At 41.5% G+C, this 20,686-nt stretch carries 13 protein-coding genes and 1 tRNA gene; 6 read left to right on the top strand and 8 right to left on the bottom strand.

Annotated features, from left to right (window positions below; all coding sequences use genetic code 11):
* Positions 1-72: 72 nt before the first annotated feature.
* Complete coding sequence (gene rep, locus GNIT_RS00340) at positions 73-2,079, top strand: DNA helicase Rep (RefSeq protein ID WP_014107105.1); 2,007 nt, start codon at positions 73-75, stop codon at positions 2,077-2,079.
* Here the strand turns inward: rep and GNIT_RS00345 are convergent.
* The 5 genes from GNIT_RS00345 to GNIT_RS00365 all read right to left on the bottom strand — a co-directional run bounded on the left by GNIT_RS00345 (position 2,074) and on the right by GNIT_RS00365 (position 9,769).
* The gene (locus GNIT_RS00345; protein WP_014107106.1) at positions 2,074-4,698 is read right to left on the bottom strand and encodes a sensor domain-containing phosphodiesterase; all 2,625 of its coding nucleotides are present in this window, start codon (positions 4,696-4,698) and stop codon (positions 2,074-2,076) included. The two genes, rep and GNIT_RS00345, sit on opposite strands and share 6 nt — an antisense overlap.
* 72 nt (positions 4,699-4,770) lie before the next feature.
* On the bottom strand, positions 4,771-5,166 hold the full coding sequence (locus GNIT_RS00350) for a c-type cytochrome (RefSeq protein WP_014107107.1): 396 nt from the start codon (positions 5,164-5,166) through the stop codon (positions 4,771-4,773).
* A gap of 166 nt (positions 5,167-5,332) precedes the next feature.
* Positions 5,333-7,060, bottom strand: a complete 1,728-nt coding sequence (locus GNIT_RS00355) for an SWIM zinc finger family protein (RefSeq protein WP_014107108.1) — start codon at positions 7,058-7,060, stop codon at positions 5,333-5,335.
* Positions 7,061-7,339: 279 nt separating this feature from the next.
* Positions 7,340-8,254: a dienelactone hydrolase family protein gene (locus GNIT_RS00360; RefSeq protein ID WP_014107110.1), complete on the bottom strand. Its 915-nt coding sequence runs from the start codon at positions 8,252-8,254 to the stop codon at positions 7,340-7,342.
* Positions 8,255-8,437: 183 nt separating this feature from the next.
* The gene (locus tag GNIT_RS00365; protein ID WP_014107111.1) at positions 8,438-9,769 is read right to left on the bottom strand and encodes an NCS2 family permease; all 1,332 of its coding nucleotides are present in this window, start codon (positions 9,767-9,769) and stop codon (positions 8,438-8,440) included.
* A 415-nt stretch (positions 9,770-10,184) separates the two neighbouring features.
* Here GNIT_RS00365 and GNIT_RS00370 point away from each other — a divergent pair, with 415 nt between their 5' ends.
* The 3 genes from GNIT_RS00370 to GNIT_RS00380 all read left to right on the top strand — a co-directional run bounded on the left by GNIT_RS00370 (position 10,185) and on the right by GNIT_RS00380 (position 12,396).
* On the top strand, positions 10,185-11,213 hold the full coding sequence (locus GNIT_RS00370) for an adenosine deaminase (RefSeq protein WP_014107112.1): 1,029 nt from the start codon (positions 10,185-10,187) through the stop codon (positions 11,211-11,213).
* A gap of 72 nt (positions 11,214-11,285) precedes the next feature.
* Positions 11,286-12,245 (top strand): 5'-methylthioadenosine/S-adenosylhomocysteine nucleosidase family protein, encoded by a 960-nt coding sequence (locus tag GNIT_RS00375; RefSeq protein ID WP_085948145.1) that lies wholly within the window; start codon positions 11,286-11,288, stop codon positions 12,243-12,245.
* Between the two features lie 74 nt (positions 12,246-12,319).
* Positions 12,320-12,396 (top strand) — tRNA-Arg (locus GNIT_RS00380).
* Positions 12,397-12,449: 53 nt separating this feature from the next.
* Here the strand turns inward: GNIT_RS00380 and GNIT_RS00385 are convergent.
* Positions 12,450-14,807 carry a DNA polymerase II gene (locus GNIT_RS00385; RefSeq protein WP_014107115.1) on the bottom strand — a complete coding sequence of 786 codons (2,358 nt, stop codon included), beginning with the start codon at positions 14,805-14,807 and terminating at the stop codon, positions 12,450-12,452.
* 372 nt (positions 14,808-15,179) lie between these two features.
* On the opposite strand from GNIT_RS00385, the gene GNIT_RS00390 reads away from it, so the two are divergent.
* Positions 15,180-15,806 (top strand): response regulator, encoded by a 627-nt coding sequence (locus GNIT_RS00390; RefSeq protein ID WP_014107116.1) that lies wholly within the window; start codon positions 15,180-15,182, stop codon positions 15,804-15,806.
* Here GNIT_RS00390 and GNIT_RS00395 read toward each other — a convergent pair.
* The gene (locus GNIT_RS00395; RefSeq protein WP_014107117.1) at positions 15,780-17,537 is read right to left on the bottom strand and encodes an ATP-binding response regulator; all 1,758 of its coding nucleotides are present in this window, start codon (positions 17,535-17,537) and stop codon (positions 15,780-15,782) included. The two genes, GNIT_RS00390 and GNIT_RS00395, sit on opposite strands and share 27 nt — an antisense overlap.
* A gap of 351 nt (positions 17,538-17,888) precedes the next feature.
* Here GNIT_RS00395 and olsF point away from each other — a divergent pair, with 351 nt between their 5' ends.
* Positions 17,889-19,586, top strand: coding sequence for a bifunctional ornithine lipid synthase OlsF (gene olsF / locus GNIT_RS00400; RefSeq protein WP_014107118.1), 1,698 nt, complete (start codon positions 17,889-17,891; stop codon positions 19,584-19,586).
* A 125-nt stretch (positions 19,587-19,711) separates the two neighbouring features.
* Here the strand turns inward: olsF and GNIT_RS00405 are convergent, their stop codons facing one another.
* Complete coding sequence (locus tag GNIT_RS00405; protein WP_014107119.1) at positions 19,712-20,350, bottom strand: NAD(P)H-dependent oxidoreductase; 639 nt, start codon at positions 20,348-20,350, stop codon at positions 19,712-19,714.
* Between the last annotated feature and the right edge of the window lie 336 nt (positions 20,351-20,686).

Below are 20,686 nucleotides of genomic sequence, written 5' to 3' on the forward strand. Positions count from 1 at the left end.
GAAAAAAGCGTTATTAGTCGCTCATTTGTTATAATTTATTTCTTTCCTAGCTTTTCCACTTGAGAACCTTAAATGCGCTTAAATGACGCCCAACAAGAAGCCGTTGAATATGTATCGGGTCCATGCCTAGTGCTCGCAGGCGCAGGCAGCGGTAAAACACGCGTTATTACCAATAAAATAGCCTACTTAGTGCGAGAGTGCGGTTATAAAGCGAGGCAAATTGCAGCAGTTACGTTTACTAACAAAGCTGCGCGAGAAATGAAGGAGCGGGTTGGGCAAACGCTTGGCAAAGCCGAAGCTCGTGGTTTGAAAGTGTCGACATTCCACACGCTTGGACTAAGTATTATCAAAAAACATGTTTTGCAGCTTGGCTATAAAGCGGGCTTTTCATTGTTCGATGACAAAGATTCAATGAGTTTAATACGCGACCTTACCGAAGCTGAATACGATGGTGACAAAGAATTACTGTCTGCATTGCAGTCGCAAATTTCCAATTGGAAGAACGATTTGATCATGCCAGAAGCTGCATTGAAACTGGCTCGCGGTGATAGCGAAGTTGAACAAGCAAAATACTACGTAGAATATGCATCTCACTTAAAAGCCTACAATGCCTTAGATTTCGATGACCTTATTTTATTGCCCACCTTGCTATTGAAAACCAATGATGCGGTGCGCGAAAAGTGGCAAAGTATGCTCAAATACCTGCTAGTGGATGAATACCAAGACACCAACACTAGCCAATACGAATTGGTCCGCTTGTTAGTTGGACCGCGCGCCAGATTTACCGTGGTAGGGGACGACGACCAATCGATTTATTCATGGCGTGGAGCGCGGCCACAAAACTTAGTGTTGTTACAAAAAGACTTTCCAAGCTTGCGCTTAATAAAGCTCGAACAAAACTATCGTTCGTCAGGCCGGATACTGCACAACGCCAATATCCTTATTCAAAACAATCCGCATGTGTATGATAAACGCCTATTTAGTGAATTGGCCTACGGTGAAAAGCTTAAAGTAGTCGTCGCTAAAAATGAGGAACATGAAGCTGAAAAAGTGGTAGCTGAACTAATGGCTCACCGCTTTATGAACAATACAGGTTATGGCGATTACGCAATTTTGTATCGTGGCAATCACCAATCGCGTTTGTTCGAAAAAGTCTTAATGACCAACCGTATTCCCTATAAAATCAGTGGCGGCACGTCATTTTTCGGCCGCACAGAAGTCAAAGATGTGATGGCGTACTTACGCTTATTAGTTAATCAAGACGATGATAATGCGCTGTTGAGAGTCATTAATACACCTTCTCGTGGAATTGGGAGGGCAACATTGGAAAAGGTGGGGCATTTCTCAAACGCCAATAAAACGGGTTTATTTGAAGCTTGTTGCCACAGCGGCTTAAATAGTATTTTGGGCGCAAAAGCCTATCAATCAATTGAACAGTTTTCCCGCTGGGTTGTTGAGGCGGCGGACAACGCTCACCGCGGAGACACAATTGCAGTGCTGCGTGATTTTATCAAAGCCATGGGTTACGAAGAATGGTTATATGAGCAGAGTACAAGTCCAAAAGCGGCAGAAATGGCGATGGCTAACGTGAGTACTTTGTTTGGTTGGGTTGACAGCATGCTGAAGGGCGATGAACTAGAGCCTCCAATGAGCTTGTCTGAAATAGTGAATCGACTGATTTTACGCGACATGATGGAGCGCGGTGAAGATGACGCTGAGGCGGACCAAGTGCAATTAATGACGCTGCATGCATCCAAGGGTCTCGAGTTTCCATATGTCTTTATGGTGGGCATGGAAGAGGGCTTATTGCCACACCAAAGCAGCATTGATGAAGACAATGTAGATGAAGAACGACGTTTGGCTTACGTTGGTATTACACGGGCACAAAAAGAGCTGGTGTTTAGTATTGCCAGAGAGCGTCGTCAATTCGGTGAAATCATCCAACCGGAACCTTCTCGATTCCTATATGAGTTGCCACAAGATGATGTGGAATGGGAGTTTCAAAAGAAAAAACCGACGGCTGATGAAAGAAAAGAAAAAGGCGCTAAAGGGATTGCGAATTTGCGAGATCTTTTATAACACGACTTCGTCTTGCGTCTCGTCATCAACAAAATCGAGCAGAATAGTTTGACCTAGCAGTTCACCTTGACCATATTCGCAGCCTAAGCCTTTGAGCCCTTCAAGTTTGCTTTTGCTTGATATACCTTCAGCAATAACAATCAGGCCTATTTTCTCGGCAACTAGAATAACCGACTCTATAAAGCGTAAATTCTTTTCAGAGCGGGTGAAAGATTGAATGAAACGTTCATCAATTTTTATAAACTCAAACGGATAAGAGAATAAGTAATTTAAAGATGCTGCACCACTGCCAAAGTTGTCCAAGATAAGACCAAAGCCATGGCGCTTTAATTTCTTAATAGCAGGCAATATGAACTGTGAACGATTGCTAAGTGCACTCTCAGAAAATTCCAGGAGCAGCTTACTAGCATCAAATACACTGCCTTTCACATGCGCAATCAACTCATTAACAAGATCTCTTTGCATGAGGTGTTCTACTGATAAGCTAACGCCTATGCGATGATTTGCATATTGAGGATCGCTTTGCCACTGACTAAGTAAACCGATCGCGCCATCTAATAAGAATTGGTTTAGCTCTAAGGTCATACCGCATTGATCTGCAATTTGCCAAAACTGCTCGCGATTTATTTTACCAAATGTTTCGTTGTGCCACTGTAGTGTACATTCAAAATACAATATAGATTCGTCATCTAGCTTAACTACAGGCTGCAACACGCAGTCGAAGCCTTTGTTTTTAAGCGTCTTGCGAAACTCAGCTTCAAGATGAATATCTTCAAGTAACTTTTCACGCATGCTTTTATCAAAGGTCACATATCGACCGCGACCAAGGCTTTTAGCCTGATACATCGCAGCATCGGCATCGCGCAATACTTCATCGGCTGACATGTAGCTGCTGTCAAGATGAGCAATACCTAGGCTTGCTCCACTGAACATTTCTTTACCGTCCAGCGTAAATGGCATTGATACTGAGTTGATAACACGCGAAGCAACTTCTTCAACGGCTTTGATATCTTCGAAATTGTCTAACAGAATAACGAACTCGTCACCGCCCAATCTAGCCAATAGATCGTGGCCTCGTTTACATAGGGCAATGCGCTGACTAACTTCAACTAAAAACTCATCGCCAGCGTGGTGACCGAGGGTGTCGTTAATCACTTTGAATCGGTCTAAATCGATAAACAAAACGGCAAATTGATTTTCAGGATGACGCTTTTTATTAGCAATAGCGAGCTCCAGGCGGCTATTGAACATTACACGATTGGGTAAATCCGTTAATGCGTCGTGATGGGCGTCATGAATGAGTTTTAATTCAATTTCTTTACGCTGTTCTATTTGTCTTTTCAGGTACTCGTTTGTCTTATTTAATTCTTCAGTACGTTCCTGCACCTTATTCGTCAGCTGCAAGTTATACTCTTTCAGCGCCTCTGCGCTTCTTCTGCGTTCCATTGCCACCGCAATATGGTGAGAAACAAAACGCAAAATCTCTAAATCTTTTTGGTCATAATCTTCGAGTTTACCATAGGTCTGCACCCCGATAACGCCTTGTACTTCACCGTCGATCACTAGGGGTGAACCTAACCAAGAGTTGTTATGTTCCATCATGCTTTGTGCGACCGAAACATCAACTTCACCTTCTTCGACTAAAGCTAGGATCTTTGAGTTGTCGATAAGTGAGGCTTCACCGCGACGAATAATATATTCGGTCAAACCCAAGCCTAATGGGCGCTCGTCGACTGAGTCATATAGTTGGTCGCTAAAATAGGGAAAATTCAGCTTGTCTTTATCCTTATTTAACACGGCAACAAAGCAGTTCGGGGCGCTAATTAGGCGCGCAAGAATATCGTGTAATTTTGAATAAAAACGCGGAACATCATCGTCAAGTGATGCCGACAATTCAGATATTTCGAATAGAGCGGTTTGTAAGGACTCGATTTTTTGTCTTTCGAGTATCTCTTCCTGTAGGTCGTCGTTAATACTGCGTAACTGTTTGGTACGGTCGCGGATGGTTCTTTCTGTTACTTCGCGACTTTTGACTCTGTCGACGGTTGTTACAATGTGCTGGGAGATAAAGGAAAGAACTTCGAAGTCGTCTTGGCTATAGCGTACATCTTCATTATAGCTCTGCACCACCATGGCGCCAATCACCTCAGTACTGCGCTTCAGAGGAACACCAATGAGATCCACAGGAGGCGTTCCTAGCATCTTTATGCCTGTTTCTTCAGTAACTGTATCTTGATTTTCTTGGGTAACTACCAAACTTTTCCCACTTCTGAGAATATAGCCGGTAATACCATCCATGATGCGTTCGTAAGGAATTTGTGTAATTTCCTCTTCATCGAAGACATCAACAAAGTAGGCAAAATCAACATTTTTATCACTTGGGTCAAAGAAGGCAACAAAAAAGTTATCAGCGTTCATGAAGTCGCTGACGATGTCGTGCACCGCTTTATAAAGACGATCGAGATTACTCACTGAACTTGCTAGTTCACTGATCTCAAAAAGCGCCTTCTGAATTTTTTCAGCGCGCTTATATTTTTCGGTAAGATTCTGAAGTTGCGGGATTAACTCTCGCAGTTCCTCTTCAGAAAGTTCACCGATGACCGAGTCATCTTTATTCATGTAAACAAAAAACCTTTCCAACTCTATACTGCAGATTTGTTCGGGACTTGCTCTTAGGTAGTTTAAAAACTATTAAATACCTTCGATCATGTATTCGATTGCCGCTTTTATATCGTCATCTGAACAATCACCGCAAGTACCCATTGCCGGCATTGCATTAATCCCAGTGATTGCATTTTTCCAAACTTGGTCAAAGCCTTTCTGGTCCAAGCGCGGCTGCCAATCAGCGGCAACTTGAAGCTTTGGAGCACCTAAAACACCAGATGTGTGACATGCTACACAAGCGCCATCATATATTTGTTTGCCGGTACGCGGACCAACGGCTGCTGCCGGTGCTGCACCTGCTACATGTACCTTACCGACCGGCTTAATACGCTGTGCAATATCATCATTAGTTGTTTCTTGTGCGTTCACGCTGACGAAAAATAACGCTGATACGAAAAGACTCGCTAGTACTCTAAATTTCACTACTTTCTCCTGCATTTTGTGATAGCCCACAATAACTTAACGCGATTATAAACATTAGTCCGGGGTAAACAACTATTAGTTGCATTATCCCTAACGGTATTTGGGATAAAAAATTTGCTCTATTTGTACTTATCGGTTAACAAACTGATTTTATTAATATTTTGGATTACAGGCCAAATTGTCCCTGCAACAGTGCAATAAACTTTCGTTTTTGCTTAAAATCAAAACTGAGTTCACTAATTAAAAAATCAAAAGCTTGATGTTGTTTTTTACTCTTTAGCGCGGATTTTAGTTCTTTTAATAAAGTAATTGCCGTTTCATAGCCTTGCGAATCAGTATTTTTTGGATAGGTTCTAATCAGTCTGCGATATAGAGCAAAACCTAAATCAGGTTGTATAGTGATACCTAACTTCGCAATTTGATGCAGTAACTCATTCGACAAATTAACATCTTGAGCTTCGTTTATGGCGATATCACTTTTACCACAAGCCAAATAAAGCTCAAATAAGGGATCCTGCTTGTCAGTTTCCTGCAACTGCTCAATTAACAACGCTTGGGCTTTTTCAAACCAATACTGAACGTCTACTTCATTTTTCTTATCGGATGCCTTGAGTAAGCTAAGCACTGCTTGAAAATCTTTAGCCTCGAGAGAACGTTGATACGCAGACCAATGTAATTCAAGCGCAGAGTCTATATCATCCAGCTGTTCTTGTGTATTTGCGCTCAACGCTAACAATTTACTTTCTTGTCTATAGTTGAGTTTGTGATTTTCTATTTCAGTAATGTACTTTCTGGCTTCGTCTTTACGACCTAAGGTAACGCATAACTCCGCTAGCTCTATGTATTCGTTAACATTAGTGGCAAGTTTATGCTTGCATTCAATCAACTTAATTTGATTCTCATTTGAGGCTCCCGTTCCGCCCTCTGCATAGAAAAGAGCCAAATCGTTGAGTATCAACTCATGAGTTTCATCTAAGGTTTTATCAATTTGAATAGTAAGACTGTCTTTTTGTTCATACTGGCTCTCAAGGTTGACTAGCTTTTCTATAAACAATGTCACTAGCTCAGGCTGGTTTTTAACAAACTTTTTATAAATGGAAGGCAAAGAAAAGTTTGAAAACGGCTGATGATAAAGCGACAGCAAAAAGCTTACCTTACGCTGTGGTGTCCAATTTAACTCACCGACAAAGGTTGCAAAAGCTTGCACGAGGGTTATTTCAACTTTAAGTCGATATCCCTTATCGTCCTTAATTTTGGTTAATGCTTTGTTGTATCGAAGCAGCGCCGTTTGAATTAGCTCAAATGCTGGGTCTGTAGGTAATTTGTGTAATATCGAAATTAGCCGATTAAATTTTTCTATCGCCGTCTCAAAGTAAGTTTTGACTCTGTTTTGACGCCAGACTTCACGCAAAGGCAAGGCTTTATTAATAATATCGGTTAAGGCTTTTTTATTTATTTTTCCATTACTAACGTCGGCAAACAGCACCCATTGTTCTGTTTGATCAATGTCATTCGTTATTTGTTTTAACAATATTGCCTTCGCTTCAGCTTCGGACATGCTTTCGATATAGCCCGTAATTCGCTGAATTTCATCTCCCTCCTGCAGCACTTCGAGCTCCGCTTCGCGAGAAATATCGGTGAGGGCGACTGCAACACAATGTTTACAGAAATCGAATCCTTCGGAGTCGGAACAGTTACAACTGCCCTCGTATTCACCTTCAACAATAGAAAGTTTAACCGTAAACTCCTGAATTTCTTGAACAATAGCCGTTATTATTAATTGGTTTTTGGTAAAGCGATGCACTGCCTCTTGAAAATACAGCATTTCGCCTTTGTCGAAGGTGCGTCTTCCGGCAAGCTTTTGTAACTGTAAAATTGGGCTGCTGTCTGGCATATAAGTATTCGTTTAAGCTCTAAAGTTAAAACTACGGATTGATAAAGTAGCGAAAATACTCAATACGCTGGTCAGGTTGTTAGCGTCCCCAATTGAAATCGCTAAGACTTGTTAAAGGGGGGCAAAAATTTTTGAAAATCAAAACGCGAAGCCAATAAAAGCTGCGGCGAACGCAACATCATATATGACTTTGTGCACAATGAAAACGGATCAGTTGCAGATGTATGAAAAGGAAGAGCCATGGAGAAGGTCCATGGCTCATTTTAATGGGGGATAGAATTACGCTAAATGCTTTTTGAAAAACGCAGTCGTTCTCTGCCAAGATAGCTCAGCATCCTCTGGGCTATAACGACTTGTTGAGTCATTATGGAAGCCATGTTGGGCACCTGCATAAAAATGCGTTTCATACTTGGCTTTACTGGCCTTGAGTACTTCTTCATAAGCTGGCCAAGTAGCATTAACCCGAGCATCTTGCTCACCAAAATGAATTAATATAGGGCCTTGAACCTGCTTTTGTAATTCAGCACTCGCTGGCGTTCCGTAATACGGTACCGCTGCGTTGATATCGTTTGGCATTGTTGCAGCGAGCAAATTGCTGATATAGCCTCCAAAACAAAAACCGACTACGCCCAACTTTCCTGTGCCTTTTTCATGTTGCTTCAACCATGTTGCTGCTGCCATGAAATCTTGTTCGATTTTGTCACGGTCAAGGCTGCGCTGCATTGCACGCCCATCGTCATCATTACCCGGATAGCCTCCCAATGGGGAAAGTGCATCTGGAGCGAATGCGATAAAACCAATCTTTGCGAGTCGACGAGCAACGTCTTTTACATACGGATTTAAACCGCGATTTTCATGCACGACCAAAACCGTAGGGGCTTTTCCGCTTAAGTCACTTGGGGTAACCAAATAGCCATTGCCTTTACCATGACCCTTTGGCGAATCAAATTCTGCGTAAGTGGCTTTTATACTAGGGTCGTTAAAGCTAATTTGTTCGGCTTTAGCGTAATCGGGGATCAGGGCGCTGGAAATCAGGCCGAGTGACAAGCCTGCTACCGAGAGTGAGCCTAATCGCGTCATAAAAGTACGACGGTTAATGTCACCGTGAGCATATTCGTCATACCAATCGAATGCTTGCTGCGGAATTTGGTCCGGTCTGAGCTGTGTTTCTCTGGCTTTGTTTTGTTCTGTCATCTTAGATACCTTGTTTTTATTATTTCCATTAAAATTGTAATACGGAAAAATAAGCTTTCATGGTTCATATTTTATACTACGCATTGTTTTGTGATTCAATAAGCGTGAGTTTTATCAGATGGCGCCAAGCCCAAAATTACGTATTTCAAAGCATAAAGTTAGAGAGGTGTGAACGTAATTTCGCTATTTTAAATCGAGTATATAACGCAGGAGAAAAACTGCGGCCATAAAATAAGTAATTAAGCTCACTCTTTTATATTCTCCGGTGCCGACCTTAATTCCGACATAAGTGATAAAACCTAGTGCAATTCCTTCGCTAATACTGAAGGTCAAAGGCATTGCCATAAGCGCAATAGTGGCTGTGGCAACACTGGCTAAATCTGAAAACTCCAGTTCTTTTATAGAATCCATCATAAAAATACCAACCATCACCAACGCTGGCGTTGTTGCCATAATAGGGATGACGAGCATAAGTGGCGACAAGAACAATGCGAGCAAAAAACAGATAGCGACAACAATCGCGGTTAATCCTGTGCGCCCGCCGGCAGAAACGCCAGCTGCAGATTCAACGTAGCTTGTCACTGGTGATGTGCCCAAAGCAGCTCCAACCACCCCAGCTGCGGCGTCGGCTGTCATTGCTCGGCCCATTTTTGGTAAATTCCCATTGCTGTCTACTAATTTTGCGCGTTTCGATACACCAATCAGGGTGCCGATGGTGTCAAACATATTCACAAACATGAGTGCAAAAATTAAGTCCCAAGTTGTTGCAAAGTTCACAATGGGATATTGCAGGTCCATGGCAAAAAATGTGTCGGTAATAGGTGCTGGTAGACCAATGATTCCCTCTGGAGTGGCCGTCAAATATCCACTTTCGGTTGGAATGAATAAGCCAATGATAGTCAGCGTCAAAATGGAGATCAGGATTGCCCCGGTAACTTTTCTTATTACTAATATGATAGTAAAAATAATGCCCAGAAAAGCCAACAGGACTGCTGGTTGGGATAAGTCACCTAAGCTAACAAAAGTTGCAGGGTTATCGACAATAAGCCCCGCATTTTTTAAACCAATAAAGGCGATAAATAGGCCAATCCCGCACTGTACGCCAATTTTGAGCGAAGCGGGAATTGCATTCGCAATTTTTTGCCGCAAGCCAGAGAGAGTCAGTAGTAAAAACAATATGCCATTGTAAAAAACGATGCCAAGTGCTGCTTCCCATGGAATGTCACGGCTTAAGCAAATCGTAAAAGCGAAAAAGGCATTCAGGCCCATTCCTGGCGCTAGGGCTACGGGATAGTTGGTTAGCCACGCCATTAGCAATGTGCCTAAGCATGCCGCTAAAGCCGTAACGGTAATTAAGCCTGCAACCGGCATGCCGCTAAGACCTAAGATGCTTGGGTTGACGATCAATATGTAGGACATGGCGGCGAACGTTGTTAAGCCCGCAATGATCTCAGTCTTCACTGTTGTTGCATGCTGACTTAGCTCAAACGTTTTGTCTAAAAAGCGGGTGATCATTGGCTTTCCTTTTTATTATTTTTTTGCCGTTGTTTCACGGTATAAATTTATGTTCACGCGATTTTGTGACGCCGATTTAAGTAAACTAATTGCTATAACATTTAGAAGCAGATAGTAGCCGCATTAACTAGGTATGAATGGCAACGCAGTCATGGTGCACTAAGTATTACTGAATATTTGCTTTTTTAGAAGGTTTTAACGGTATCTATTATTGCGTAGCTGAGCGCAAATTAAATTAAGCTACGTTAAAATGTATTTATTAATTAAAAACAATTATCAAAACACTGCGTTACTTAGTATTGTTGATTAGCTTTGGAATGAGATTGTGCGACAATTTCAGCAAGGCAGCGGCTGTCAACAAACAGCTTTTGATAGTAATTTTTGTACTCGACAGGGAATGGGGTCTTTTTAAAACATGAGCACTGACACTAAAATGAGCGAACTTAAGCAGCTAATTCAACAGTTACCTAAAGCTGAGCTGCATTTGCACATTGAGGGTACACTCGAGCCCGAATTAATGTGGCGTTTAGCAAAAAAACATGACATTGCTTTGCCATTTTCCAGCGTTGAAGCAATTCAAGAGGCATATCAGTTTAATAACCTACAAAGTTTTCTCGATCTCTATTATCAAGGCGCTGATGTGCTGCGTGATGAAGATGATTTCTTCGAGCTAATGTGGGCATATTTGTGTCAATGCCAGCAACAAAACATTGTACATACTGAAATAATGTTCGACCCGCAAACGCACACTGAAAGAGGGATTGGCTACAATGTGTTTATGCCAGGATTTGCAAAAGCAATTGAAAAAGCAAAAGCGGAGCTTGGCGTGTCTGTTTACCTTATTCTTTCATTTTTGAGGCATTTAAGTGAAGACAGCGCTATCCAGACTTTGCAGGAAGCGAAACCTTTCTATTCGATGATTACCGCAGTTGGTTTGGATAGCTCCGAGTTAGGTAATCCGCCGTCGAAATTTACACGGGCGTTCGCTCAAGCTGCATCGCAAGGCTTTAAGCTAGTTGCTCATGCTGGAGAAGAGGGTCCACCAGAATATGTTTGGGAGGCGATCAATCTGCTTAAAGTAGACCGTATTGATCATGGCGTTCGAAGCATTGAAGATCCTATATTAATGGCGTATTTAAAAGAGCATCAAGTGCCGTTAACAGTATGCCCGTTGAGCAATCTAAAGCTGTGTGTTGTTGACGATATCAGCCAACATAATATTGTAGACCTATTAAATGATGGCTTGCGGGTAATGGTTAATTCAGATGACCCTTCGTATTTTGGTGGTTATTTAAATGAAAATTTCTTTGCATTAGTGGACAAACTTTCACTGAATAAAGAAGACGCTGTTAAACTCATCAGCAATAGTTTTAGCGCGAGTTTTTTGCCAGATAAGCAAAAGCAAATTTGGCTAACGCGTATTCAACAGATCGCCCAAGATTAAAGGAATTTTGTTTATGCGTAACCTCGCCATATTGATTTTTATCACTTTGCTACCGGCCTTTTTGAATGATGCATTGGCAGAGCAGAAATTTGGCCTCGTGAATTTCCAAACACTGAAAAATGGACTGCGATTGTTGCTGCATATGAACCCGAAATTAAGGCCATTGATTACGCAATCGGGAAAGTCGAAACAGCTAAAATTGACGAAGTCATCAGCATTAAAGGTGTGAAATACCAACTAGGAACATACAAGGGCGAAAAGATTGTTATCTTTACTACAGGCATTAGCGTTGCCAATGCTGCCATGACCATGCAAATGGCGCTCGATTATTTCCCTATCGATAAAGTTGTCATGATGGGTATTGCGGGTGCAGTAAATCCTGCCTTTGAGCCCGGAGATATTGCGATCCCTGAGCGATGGTATTATCACGATGAGTCCGTTTATGTGAATCCAGATCCTAATAGGGACGAGGGTTTTGTTCTTCCTGGTTATTATAACGAGGCTTCTGCACGGCATAAAGCCAGAGCTAAAATTGACCCATTTGCGCCTAATTATAAAAACTTTGGTTATCAGTTTCCAAGGGAAGTAGCCATCGTAAAAGACGGTGTCGAAACACCGCAGAAAATGCCTTATTTTTCGGTTTCTGCGAACCTTTTAGCACTTGCAAAAAAGGCCTTAACAAATGTCGATACAATAAAAATGCCGTCAGGAAAACCCATACAAGTTAGGATTGGAGGGAACGGTGTAACGGGTTCTGTATTTGCAGATAATGCAAAATATAGACAATGGCTACAAGACGTTTTCAATGCTCAAGTGACAGAGATGGAATCAGCGGCCGTTGGCCAAGTTTGTTTTGTGAATAACGTAGAATGGATTGTTATTCGTTCAGTCAGTGATTTAGCCGGTGGTCAAAAAGGTCAGAATGATGAAAATGTATTCAGTGCAATTGCGTCAGGAACAGGCACTAAACTACTAATGGCGCTATTGGATGAGATTGTTAGTGCGAAGGTAAAAGCAAAAGACATAAAATAAGACTGGAAAATCTACTTTAAATCTTTAGAATCACCGCTTGTTCTAAGTAGCAGCCTTATTTGCCTCTTAGTAATGCACCCGTAGCTCAGCTGGATAGAGTATCGGCCTCCGAAGCCGAGGGTCGCGCGTTCGAATCGCGCCGGGTGCGCCATCCCCCCTTGGTTTCAATATTTTATGCTCAAAGTTTACTACCGGCTAATACAATCAAAACAAGCCCATCTGTTGACTAGTCATATTTTCAAAAGACAAATCAATAAAAGGCAGTATTCCCTCAGCGATTGGTTTGATTTGTTTTTCCACATAATGGTCATAGTCTATTTGACTACTTAGGTATTCTATTGGTTGTGGGCCACTGATAGTCATCACATAAGAAATCCAAGTTTTGTGCTGATATTTGAGTGTTTTACCTAACGCTTGATTTTGCTGGTCGGCAAGCCTAGCCGCCTTCACATGGGGGGGCACGTTTTTGACGTAAAGATCGAGTCTACGGCGAATACGTTTTCGATAGATGAGCTGCTCATCAAGTTTGCCCAAACGTGTATCTCGAATGATTTTTAGCACATAGTCTTGTACGTTTTGTCCGGCAAAGACCATTGTATATAACTTAAGTTGAAACTCCTTTGCTAATTGAGTCCAGTCTGAACGCACGGTTTCAAGTCCCTTAAATATCAGCTCGTCGCCGTCCTTGTTTGTTTTTAATCCTGCATAGCGCTTTTTACTGCCTAATTCTGAGCCTCGAATTGTGGGCATTAAGAGTTGACTAAAGTGGGTTTCAAATTCGATTTCTAAATCGCAATCGAGTTGATGGGTTTGTTGAATGTTGTCTTGCCATTTTTGATTAATTTCAAGTGCAAGAGATTGACCAATTTGCATCGCCTGTTGATTTGAAAACTCTCCGTTTAACCACACGAAGGTCGAGTCGGTGTCGCCATAAATGACTTCATAACCGGCTTGTTCAATCCATTTCGCCGTGGTTTGCATAATGTCATGACCACGCATCGTAATTGAGCTAGCTAAACGCGTATCGTAAAACGGACAGCCTCCCGAGCCCAATACGCCATAAAACGAATTCATCAGGATTTTTATCGCTTGACTGCGCGCTGCATCTTGGTTTTTCTTAGCTTCATCGCGTTGCTGCCAAAGTGACGTAATAATGTCAGGCAAAAAGTGCTTATCTCGACTGAATTTGGCCCCCTTAAATCCCTCGATAGCCTCCTCAGGAGACGCTAACCCTTCCACTAAGCCAAGAGGGTCTATCTTGAAGGTTCGTATAATGGATGGATAGAGGCTCTTAAAATCCAACACCAAGACGTGTTGATATAAACCTGGCTTTGAACTCATCACATATCCGCCAGGACTTGCTAATCCACCATCTTTTGGGCGGTTAGGTGAAATATATCCAGCTCGGTGCAACTTAGGTAAATATAAATTGATAAACGCTGCCACTGAGCCGCCCATTCGGTCTAGCTCAAGGCCAGTAAGTTGGCTACGTAAGGTTAAAAAATCAAGTACTTTTGTGTGCGCAAAAATAGCTAAAACCAATTGGCAATCTTGAAGGTTGTATCTGGCTAACTTAACTTTGTTGTGCTTAAAATCGTACTCAATCTGCGCAAGCCTATCGTCAACGTTTTCAGTCTTTTTACCTTTACCTAATAAGGTTTGCGCAACATTTTCTAAGCTGAAGCTGTCAAAGTGATACGTTGCCGTTTTGAGTGCGTCAATACCATCTACCACCACTCGTCCAGACATGGATACAAATCCTTGGTTCACTTCGTTTCTAGCATCTCGCCATGTAATGGTTTGACTATCTCGTCCCAATGCCAATTCAACTCGATGCAAGGCGGCACGTTGAATCAATAGGCGAAAATCAAAATTAACAACGTTCCAACCAATGATAATGTCTGGGTCGAAGCGATTAACTTGAATAACGAACTGCTGCAACAACGTTTTTTCGTTATCCACCCAAACCAGCCACTCCTCGCTGGGTTCTGACTCGCCAATCATCAACACACACTTATCAGTATCACTGGCCAGTCCAATAGAGAACAACTCACCCTGTTCACTGCATTCGATATCAATAGACAGCACGGTAAACTTCGGCACAAATTGACTGGGTTTACATTGAATATCAGTCAGTTCTACTGGTATAGATTTGTTCGCAACTTGATTGCCAGAGAAGGCGGCACTGCCATAAACAAATCGTTCCATAAAATAACGCTCAGTTAGGCGTACGTCATCCTCAAAACAACTAATCTGAAGTTGCTTTAGTAGCGTTTTTGCTTTGTACAGTGAGTTGTTTCTATCAAAATACACACCACCCACGGTTTGATGTTCAAAGGTCTTTAATGTCAGTGAGTTATAGCTGTGCTCAATTCCGTTGTTAGTCAGTAGCTGCGTCACTTCGGCAGCGTCATCTTGAAGAATAAAAAACAGCCCTTGCTGTGAGTTTGATGTAGCCTTTACCGCGCCGTTTTCAGTTACGAACCAGCATTCAATGTAGGTTTTACCATAGCGCTCTATGCTACGCGCTGTAAGAATGAATCCATCTAAGGAGACTTGCATATGCTAGGGCCTAAGCTTCTAAAAATCCAAGAGTAAGGAAGGTAAGGGTAATTGTAATGGATAGCAAGCCAGAACAATTTGAATCGCCACGGGTATTGTGGACACTTCAGCGTTGTTTTGGCGACCACTCCAATATTGGGTAAAGTTCACGTATTGTTTAAAGCATCATACTTCTCATTACCTTAATTGTGTTATGTTAAACGCTGCTCGGACCTTACTCATGCTTTAATTAGCTTGGTTTCGGCAGCTGAGCATGCAACGCAATGATATTACTCGTAATAAGTAACAAATTTATGCTAGTGATAAAAGTTCAACCATGGTTAATATCTACTCTGAAAAAAGGAGTAAAAATCATGTTACAGGAGTAATAGCATGAAAGTACTGTTAGTCGATGACCACGCGATTTTTTGTGAAGGCTTGAGTTACGTGTTAGCTAAGCTTGATGATGATGTTGTATTCCTCGAGGCAAATAATTTTGATGATGCCGCACTACACTTAAAAAATAACGCCGATATTGATTTGCTGCTTTTAGATCTCAAGATGCCTCTTAAAGACGGTTTTAGTCTACTAGACTTTTGTCGTCAACATTATCCTTTAATATCCATAGTAGTACTGTCAGCTTCAAAAAACATACATGACGTCGAGCGCGCAATAAAAGCAGGTGCCGTGGGTTTTATTCCTAAAGACACTCCCAGTAAAGTGATGGTAAATGCTTTGCAACTAGTGATGATGGGTGAAATTTATATTCCAAGATCAATAAGCCAACAAATAGACAGTGACGACACAGAAACCAACGATGCACTAACACCTCGCCAGCGAGAGGTTACCTCGATGATGATGAAGGGATATTCGAACAAAAAAATTGCCTTGGAAATGGGGATCACTGTAGCAACCATCAAAATGCATGTTACTTCTGTTTTTAAAAAGTTAGGGGTTAATAACCGCACAGAGGCCGCTATCGCGATGCAACGTTTAGCTCGGTATGCTGCGCAAGAATGAGCGCAACTTCATCGGTGGTACCGGCTTAAACAAAACCTGAAAGTTACTGCTATTAATGTCGATTAAGCGGTCAGTCGCAATATCACCAGTCATGATTAGCGCCGGAATGTTTTCACCATATATCTTGTGTATGGCCCTGATTGCATCAATGCCGGTTTTATCATCTTTTAAACGATAGTCCGATATTATCGCCTCTGGAATTAAATCCTTAGTCGTTAACTGAACCATTGCTTGCTCGAGGTCACTAGCTGAAATAACACGATATCCCCACAGTATGAGAATATTCTCAAGACCCTGTCGAATGCTTTCTTCATCGTCAATTACAACAACAAGTGCAGAGTTAGCTAACTTTGTTAGTTGTGTAACAGGGCTATCTTCACTTGATTCAATTACGTCGTGCTCAGCGGCATCGACAAATATCGAAAACGTTGAGCCTTTGCCCAATTCTGAGCTTACCGATATGTCATGCTCTAGTAATTTAGCGGTGCGTTTTACAATTGATAGACCTAAACCTAAGCCCTTTTGTCTATCTCTTTCAGGGTTACTTATTTGATAAAACTCTTCGTAAATTTCACTGATGTCGTTTGTACTAATACCCATGCCAGTGTCTGACACACTAATAACCACCTGTGATTTTCCTGTTTTGTTGATTGTGGTTCCACATGTAACAGTGATATTTCCTTGAACGGTATATTTGATCGCATTTGAAAGATAATTCCTCAGGATCCGCTCAAGCAAATCTTCTTGGCTATGCACACTTGGGTAGTTTTGTGGCCAAGAGATAACGATACTTTTTCCTTGTGCCTCTAGACTATAATTTGATACCAGTTTGTCAAAGATGTTTGCCAGGGAAAAGTCCTTCTTCTTTGCTTCAACTACGCCTGCATCAAGTTGAGATATGTCTAATAATTTGTCGAACAAGTTATTCAAAGCAAGCACAGAGATGTTGATTTGTTCTACTATTTTTTTCACTTTTGGATAGGTAATGGTCTCATCTAATACCGAGGTAAATAGGCTCAGTGAGTATAGGGGTTGGCGTAAGTCGTGACTGGCGGCAGCTAGAAATTTTGATTTTGCAAAATTGGCGCGCTCGGCTTCATCCTTCTGCTGTTTTAGTTGTTCAATCAAGTTTAAATTTTCGAAACGTAAAGCGAGTGAGGTCTTAAAATTCTTATTCACTTTCATATTGAAAATAGTTAACGCTATTAAGAAGGCGACGATGCCAACTGCCAGTGAAATATGAAAATTATCACCAAAAGTTGAGAGATATGCAGCTATAGGTAACAGTGTGATGGGTGCATAGGCAAAATAACACGGCAAGTAAATGGCTAAGGTGAAAGCTGAGCCACCCGTCATGCTAAGTAATATAAGAGCGATATAAAGTTGATAAATCTGTTCTGTTGCAGGGAAAAATAAAATACCAATAAGTCCCCAAATGATACCTGCGAACGCGCTCCCTATAATGACGGAAAGACGATAATATTTAAGGTTACTTTCTTTAAAATTTTGCTTATACGCTAGAAATAGGCCGCCGCGCAATAGCACCATGAGTCCTACCAAACCTACGCAAAGCAAAATAGATTGGTGGGGAATTACATCCCAAAATCCATATGCTAAAGCCAGCGTCACAATGACATTAACTAACAACAAAGACGGTATAGATGTATGTAAAAGCTTTATCTGCTCTAAATGAATTCTATCCTCAACAAGCGCCTTATCATATTCGTGCAAAGTGAATCCTTATTGAGGTGGGTAACGTTCATAAAGTAACAAGCTTATCATCCAATATGGCTCTACATTTAACTATGATGATTTAAAGCGAGATTGAACAGCCATCTTAATTGTATATCACGAGTTCGCGCTATTGTTATAACGCAACAAGCTCGGGACGGACAACTTTAAATGAGCTGCTGTGGATATATCCAAATAATGCGCTGCCTTGGCTTTTACAGTTTTATCGCCTCACTCTCGTGTCATACAAACGTCACCAATGATTCACTTTTCTGTCAATAATTAGGTCTACAGTTTGCCAAACAGACTAAAGCTGCTTTTGCAGTTTATTAAGGCGAAGAGGTTCAGTTAATGCTAGATACCCAACAAGTCATTGCCAATCATTACCCGAAAGTAGCAAACAGTCACCTTTTCAATAAACCGGTAAAAAAAATACTCAAATATTTGTTGTGTGAAGAACAGCTAAATAAGTTCACAGTCCATTATCCGCATTTAACGGGGTTTGATTTTGTGGAACAAGTTCTTGCCTATTTTGCGTTTACTTACCGAGTAAATGATCAGCAACGCGAGCGCATACCTGAAACTGGAAAGTTGATTATTATCGCCAATCACCCAATAGGGACTTTGGACGGCTTAGCCTTGATTAAATGTGTTAAAGAGATCAGAAGTGACGTCAAAGTTATTGCCAATAACATGTTAATGGCGATCCGGCCTTTGCATGAAATACTGTTGCCGGTGAACAATATGCAGGGAGGGACACAAAAACAGAACATTCAAAACATCAACTTACACTTGCGTAATGAAGGCGTGTTGATTGTTTTCCCCGCTGGGGAAGTGTCGAGATTAAGGCCTCACGGTATTCGTGATACCAAATGGCAAAGTGGCTTTTTGAGAATGGCTAAAGCTAACCATTGTCCTATTCTCCCTGTTTATTTAGATGCTAAAAATTCAGCATTCTTTTACGGTGTATCACTGTTGTATAAGCCGGCAGCGAGTGCTTTGCTGGTAAAAGAGATGTTTAAGAAAAAAAATAAGAATATGGATATTACGATTGGAGAAGTGATCCCCCTCGATGCTTTTTCACAGCTTCCAATCAGTTTGTTAGAGCAGGTTAAACTATTTAAAAAGCACCTTTACAATATCGCGAAAAACAAACCGGGTGTTTTCCTTACTCAAAAACCGATTGCCATGCCAGAAGAGCGCCGAGAGCTTCTTAAAGCGTTGAAAGCGGAATGCGATGTGTTGGGCGAGTCACCCGATGGTAAAACTATTTATTTATATCGGTACGGCCTTAGTTCACCCATTATGCGAGAGCTCGGGCGCTTGAGAGAAATTACCTTTAGGGCAGTGGGTGAAGGCACTAAGCAACGCAGAGACATAGACAAATATGATAAGTCGTACTATCACTTAATTTTGTGGGATAAAAATGATCTCGAAATAGCCGGTGCCTATCGCTTTGGTGATGTAAAGCAACTGTTAGAGAAAGGAGAGTCCATTTACTCTACAAGTCTATTCCACTATAACCAAAGCATGCAGCCCTACTTCAATAAAGGCCTCGAACTAGGCCGAAGTTTTGTACAGCAAAAATATTGGGGTAAACGCAGTCTTGATTACTTATGGATTGGCATCGGTGCTTTTCTAGCTAAACATCCCGAGTATCGGTACTTGTTTGGCCCTGTTACGCTAAGCGCACAATTGCCATCAGCAGCTGTTAAATTAATTACTGCGTTTTACACACACTATTTTCCTGACAATGAGAACATTGCCAGCGCTAAAATGCCTTACCCTATCTGTAAAATTGCGCAAGAAAATTTCAAAGACTTGGAATATAAAGAAGGCTTAGCGTGGCTGAAAAGTGCTCTTAAACACATGAATGTCAGCTTGCCGACTCTATACAAACAATATGCAGAGATTTGTGACGAAGGTGGTGTCAGATTTGCCTCCTTTAATATCGACCCTGACTTTCAAAATTGCATTGATGGTCTAGTGATTGTTGATATGACAATGTTGAAAGCAAAGAAACGAAAACGATACTTCCCACTAACATAAGCTTCGTGCTTTATAGTTGAGGAATGAAGCGGAACAAGACCCCTGCAGGCATTTAAAAAGGGTGTATGGCAAGGTAAAATGCCTTGCCATACACGCAACACTCTAAAAATATTGAATATCTTGGCTTATTTTACTTCTGTAACGAAGCTCTCTTTTGAGCGACGGACTTTTTTCAAGTCAACCAACCAATCGCCTTCATCAGCGCGGTAACCCAAGGGCAATAAAATTACGGAGCGTAAACCGCGTTCTTTCAAGCCTAGAATTTCATCCACTTTTTCTGGCGTAAAGCCCTCCATCGGTGTGCTATCAACTTTCACTTCTGCTGCTGCAATCAGGGCTGAACCTAAGCCAATATATGCCTGTCGCGCTGCATGTTCGTAGTTAAGCTCTGCATCACGCGCAGGATAAGTGTTAAGTAGCATTTGGCGGTAGTTTTCCCAGCCTTCGTTTTTAAATCCGCGCTCCTCATTTACCAGGTCGAACATCATGTTAATGCGCTCTGCGGTGTAATTATCCCAAGCAGCAAAGACTAACAAGTGCGATCCATCTGTAATTTGTTTTTGATCCCATGCATGGGGAACAATTTTAGCTCGAATTTCAGGGTTTGTGACCACAAAGACTTCATAAGGCTGCAATCCACTGGAGCTCGCAGTAAGACGAATCGCCTCTAAGATGAAGTTGAGATCCTCTTCGCTAACCGATTTAGTTGGGTTCATTTTTTTTGCGGCATAACGCCATTGCAAATTTTGCAATAATTCAGACATTTATTATTCTCATTTTGGTTGATAAAAATATAGCTAGTGTGCTCTCCTAAATTGAAAGCAAGTAAGTTCACTTGTATCTTAATGTAGGCAGGCAATCGACATATCAACGGCCCGATAAAAAAGTAATGGGTAAAAAGCTAAAATACAATAACTCGTCAGACATCACCTGTTTTCTAAACAAGCAGATATCTCTAAATATGAGGTGTAGCTATTGCTTGTTAATGCTTCGACCTTGTAACAAACATATTTTTCGAAATTTTATCGCTAAAAACCGGTCCTTATAATAACTGATCTTAAAGAACTTACAGAGTCGTACTTAGACCTTGTAAACCCTAT

Origin of the sequence: Glaciecola nitratireducens FR1064 (genome assembly GCF_000226565.1) — a bacterium.
Taxonomy (GTDB): domain Bacteria; phylum Pseudomonadota; class Gammaproteobacteria; order Enterobacterales; family Alteromonadaceae; genus Glaciecola; species Glaciecola nitratireducens.

Bases quoted from the DNA above. Each gene is read 5' to 3' on its own strand.
- GNIT_RS00390 (WP_014107116.1), top strand. From the start codon at position 15,180: ATGAAAGTACTGTTAGTCGATGACCACGCGATTTTTTGTGAAGGCTTG.
- GNIT_RS00365 (WP_014107111.1), bottom strand. From the start codon at position 9,769: ATGATCACCCGCTTTTTAGACAAAACGTTTGAGCTAAGTCAGCATGCA.
- GNIT_RS00385 (WP_014107115.1), bottom strand. From the start codon at position 14,807: ATGCAAGTCTCCTTAGATGGATTCATTCTTACAGCGCGTAGCATAGAG.
- GNIT_RS00355 (WP_014107108.1), bottom strand. From the start codon at position 7,060: ATGCCAGACAGCAGCCCAATTTTACAGTTACAAAAGCTTGCCGGAAGA.
- GNIT_RS00405 (WP_014107119.1), bottom strand. From the start codon at position 20,350: ATGTCTGAATTATTGCAAAATTTGCAATGGCGTTATGCCGCAAAAAAA.
- GNIT_RS00370 (WP_014107112.1), top strand. From the start codon at position 10,185: ATGAGCACTGACACTAAAATGAGCGAACTTAAGCAGCTAATTCAACAG.
- GNIT_RS00345 (WP_014107106.1), bottom strand. From the start codon at position 4,698: ATGAATAAAGATGACTCGGTCATCGGTGAACTTTCTGAAGAGGAACTG.
- olsF (WP_014107118.1), top strand. From the start codon at position 17,889: ATGCTAGATACCCAACAAGTCATTGCCAATCATTACCCGAAAGTAGCA.
- rep (WP_014107105.1), top strand. From the start codon at position 73: ATGCGCTTAAATGACGCCCAACAAGAAGCCGTTGAATATGTATCGGGT.
- GNIT_RS00360 (WP_014107110.1), bottom strand. From the start codon at position 8,254: ATGACAGAACAAAACAAAGCCAGAGAAACACAGCTCAGACCGGACCAA.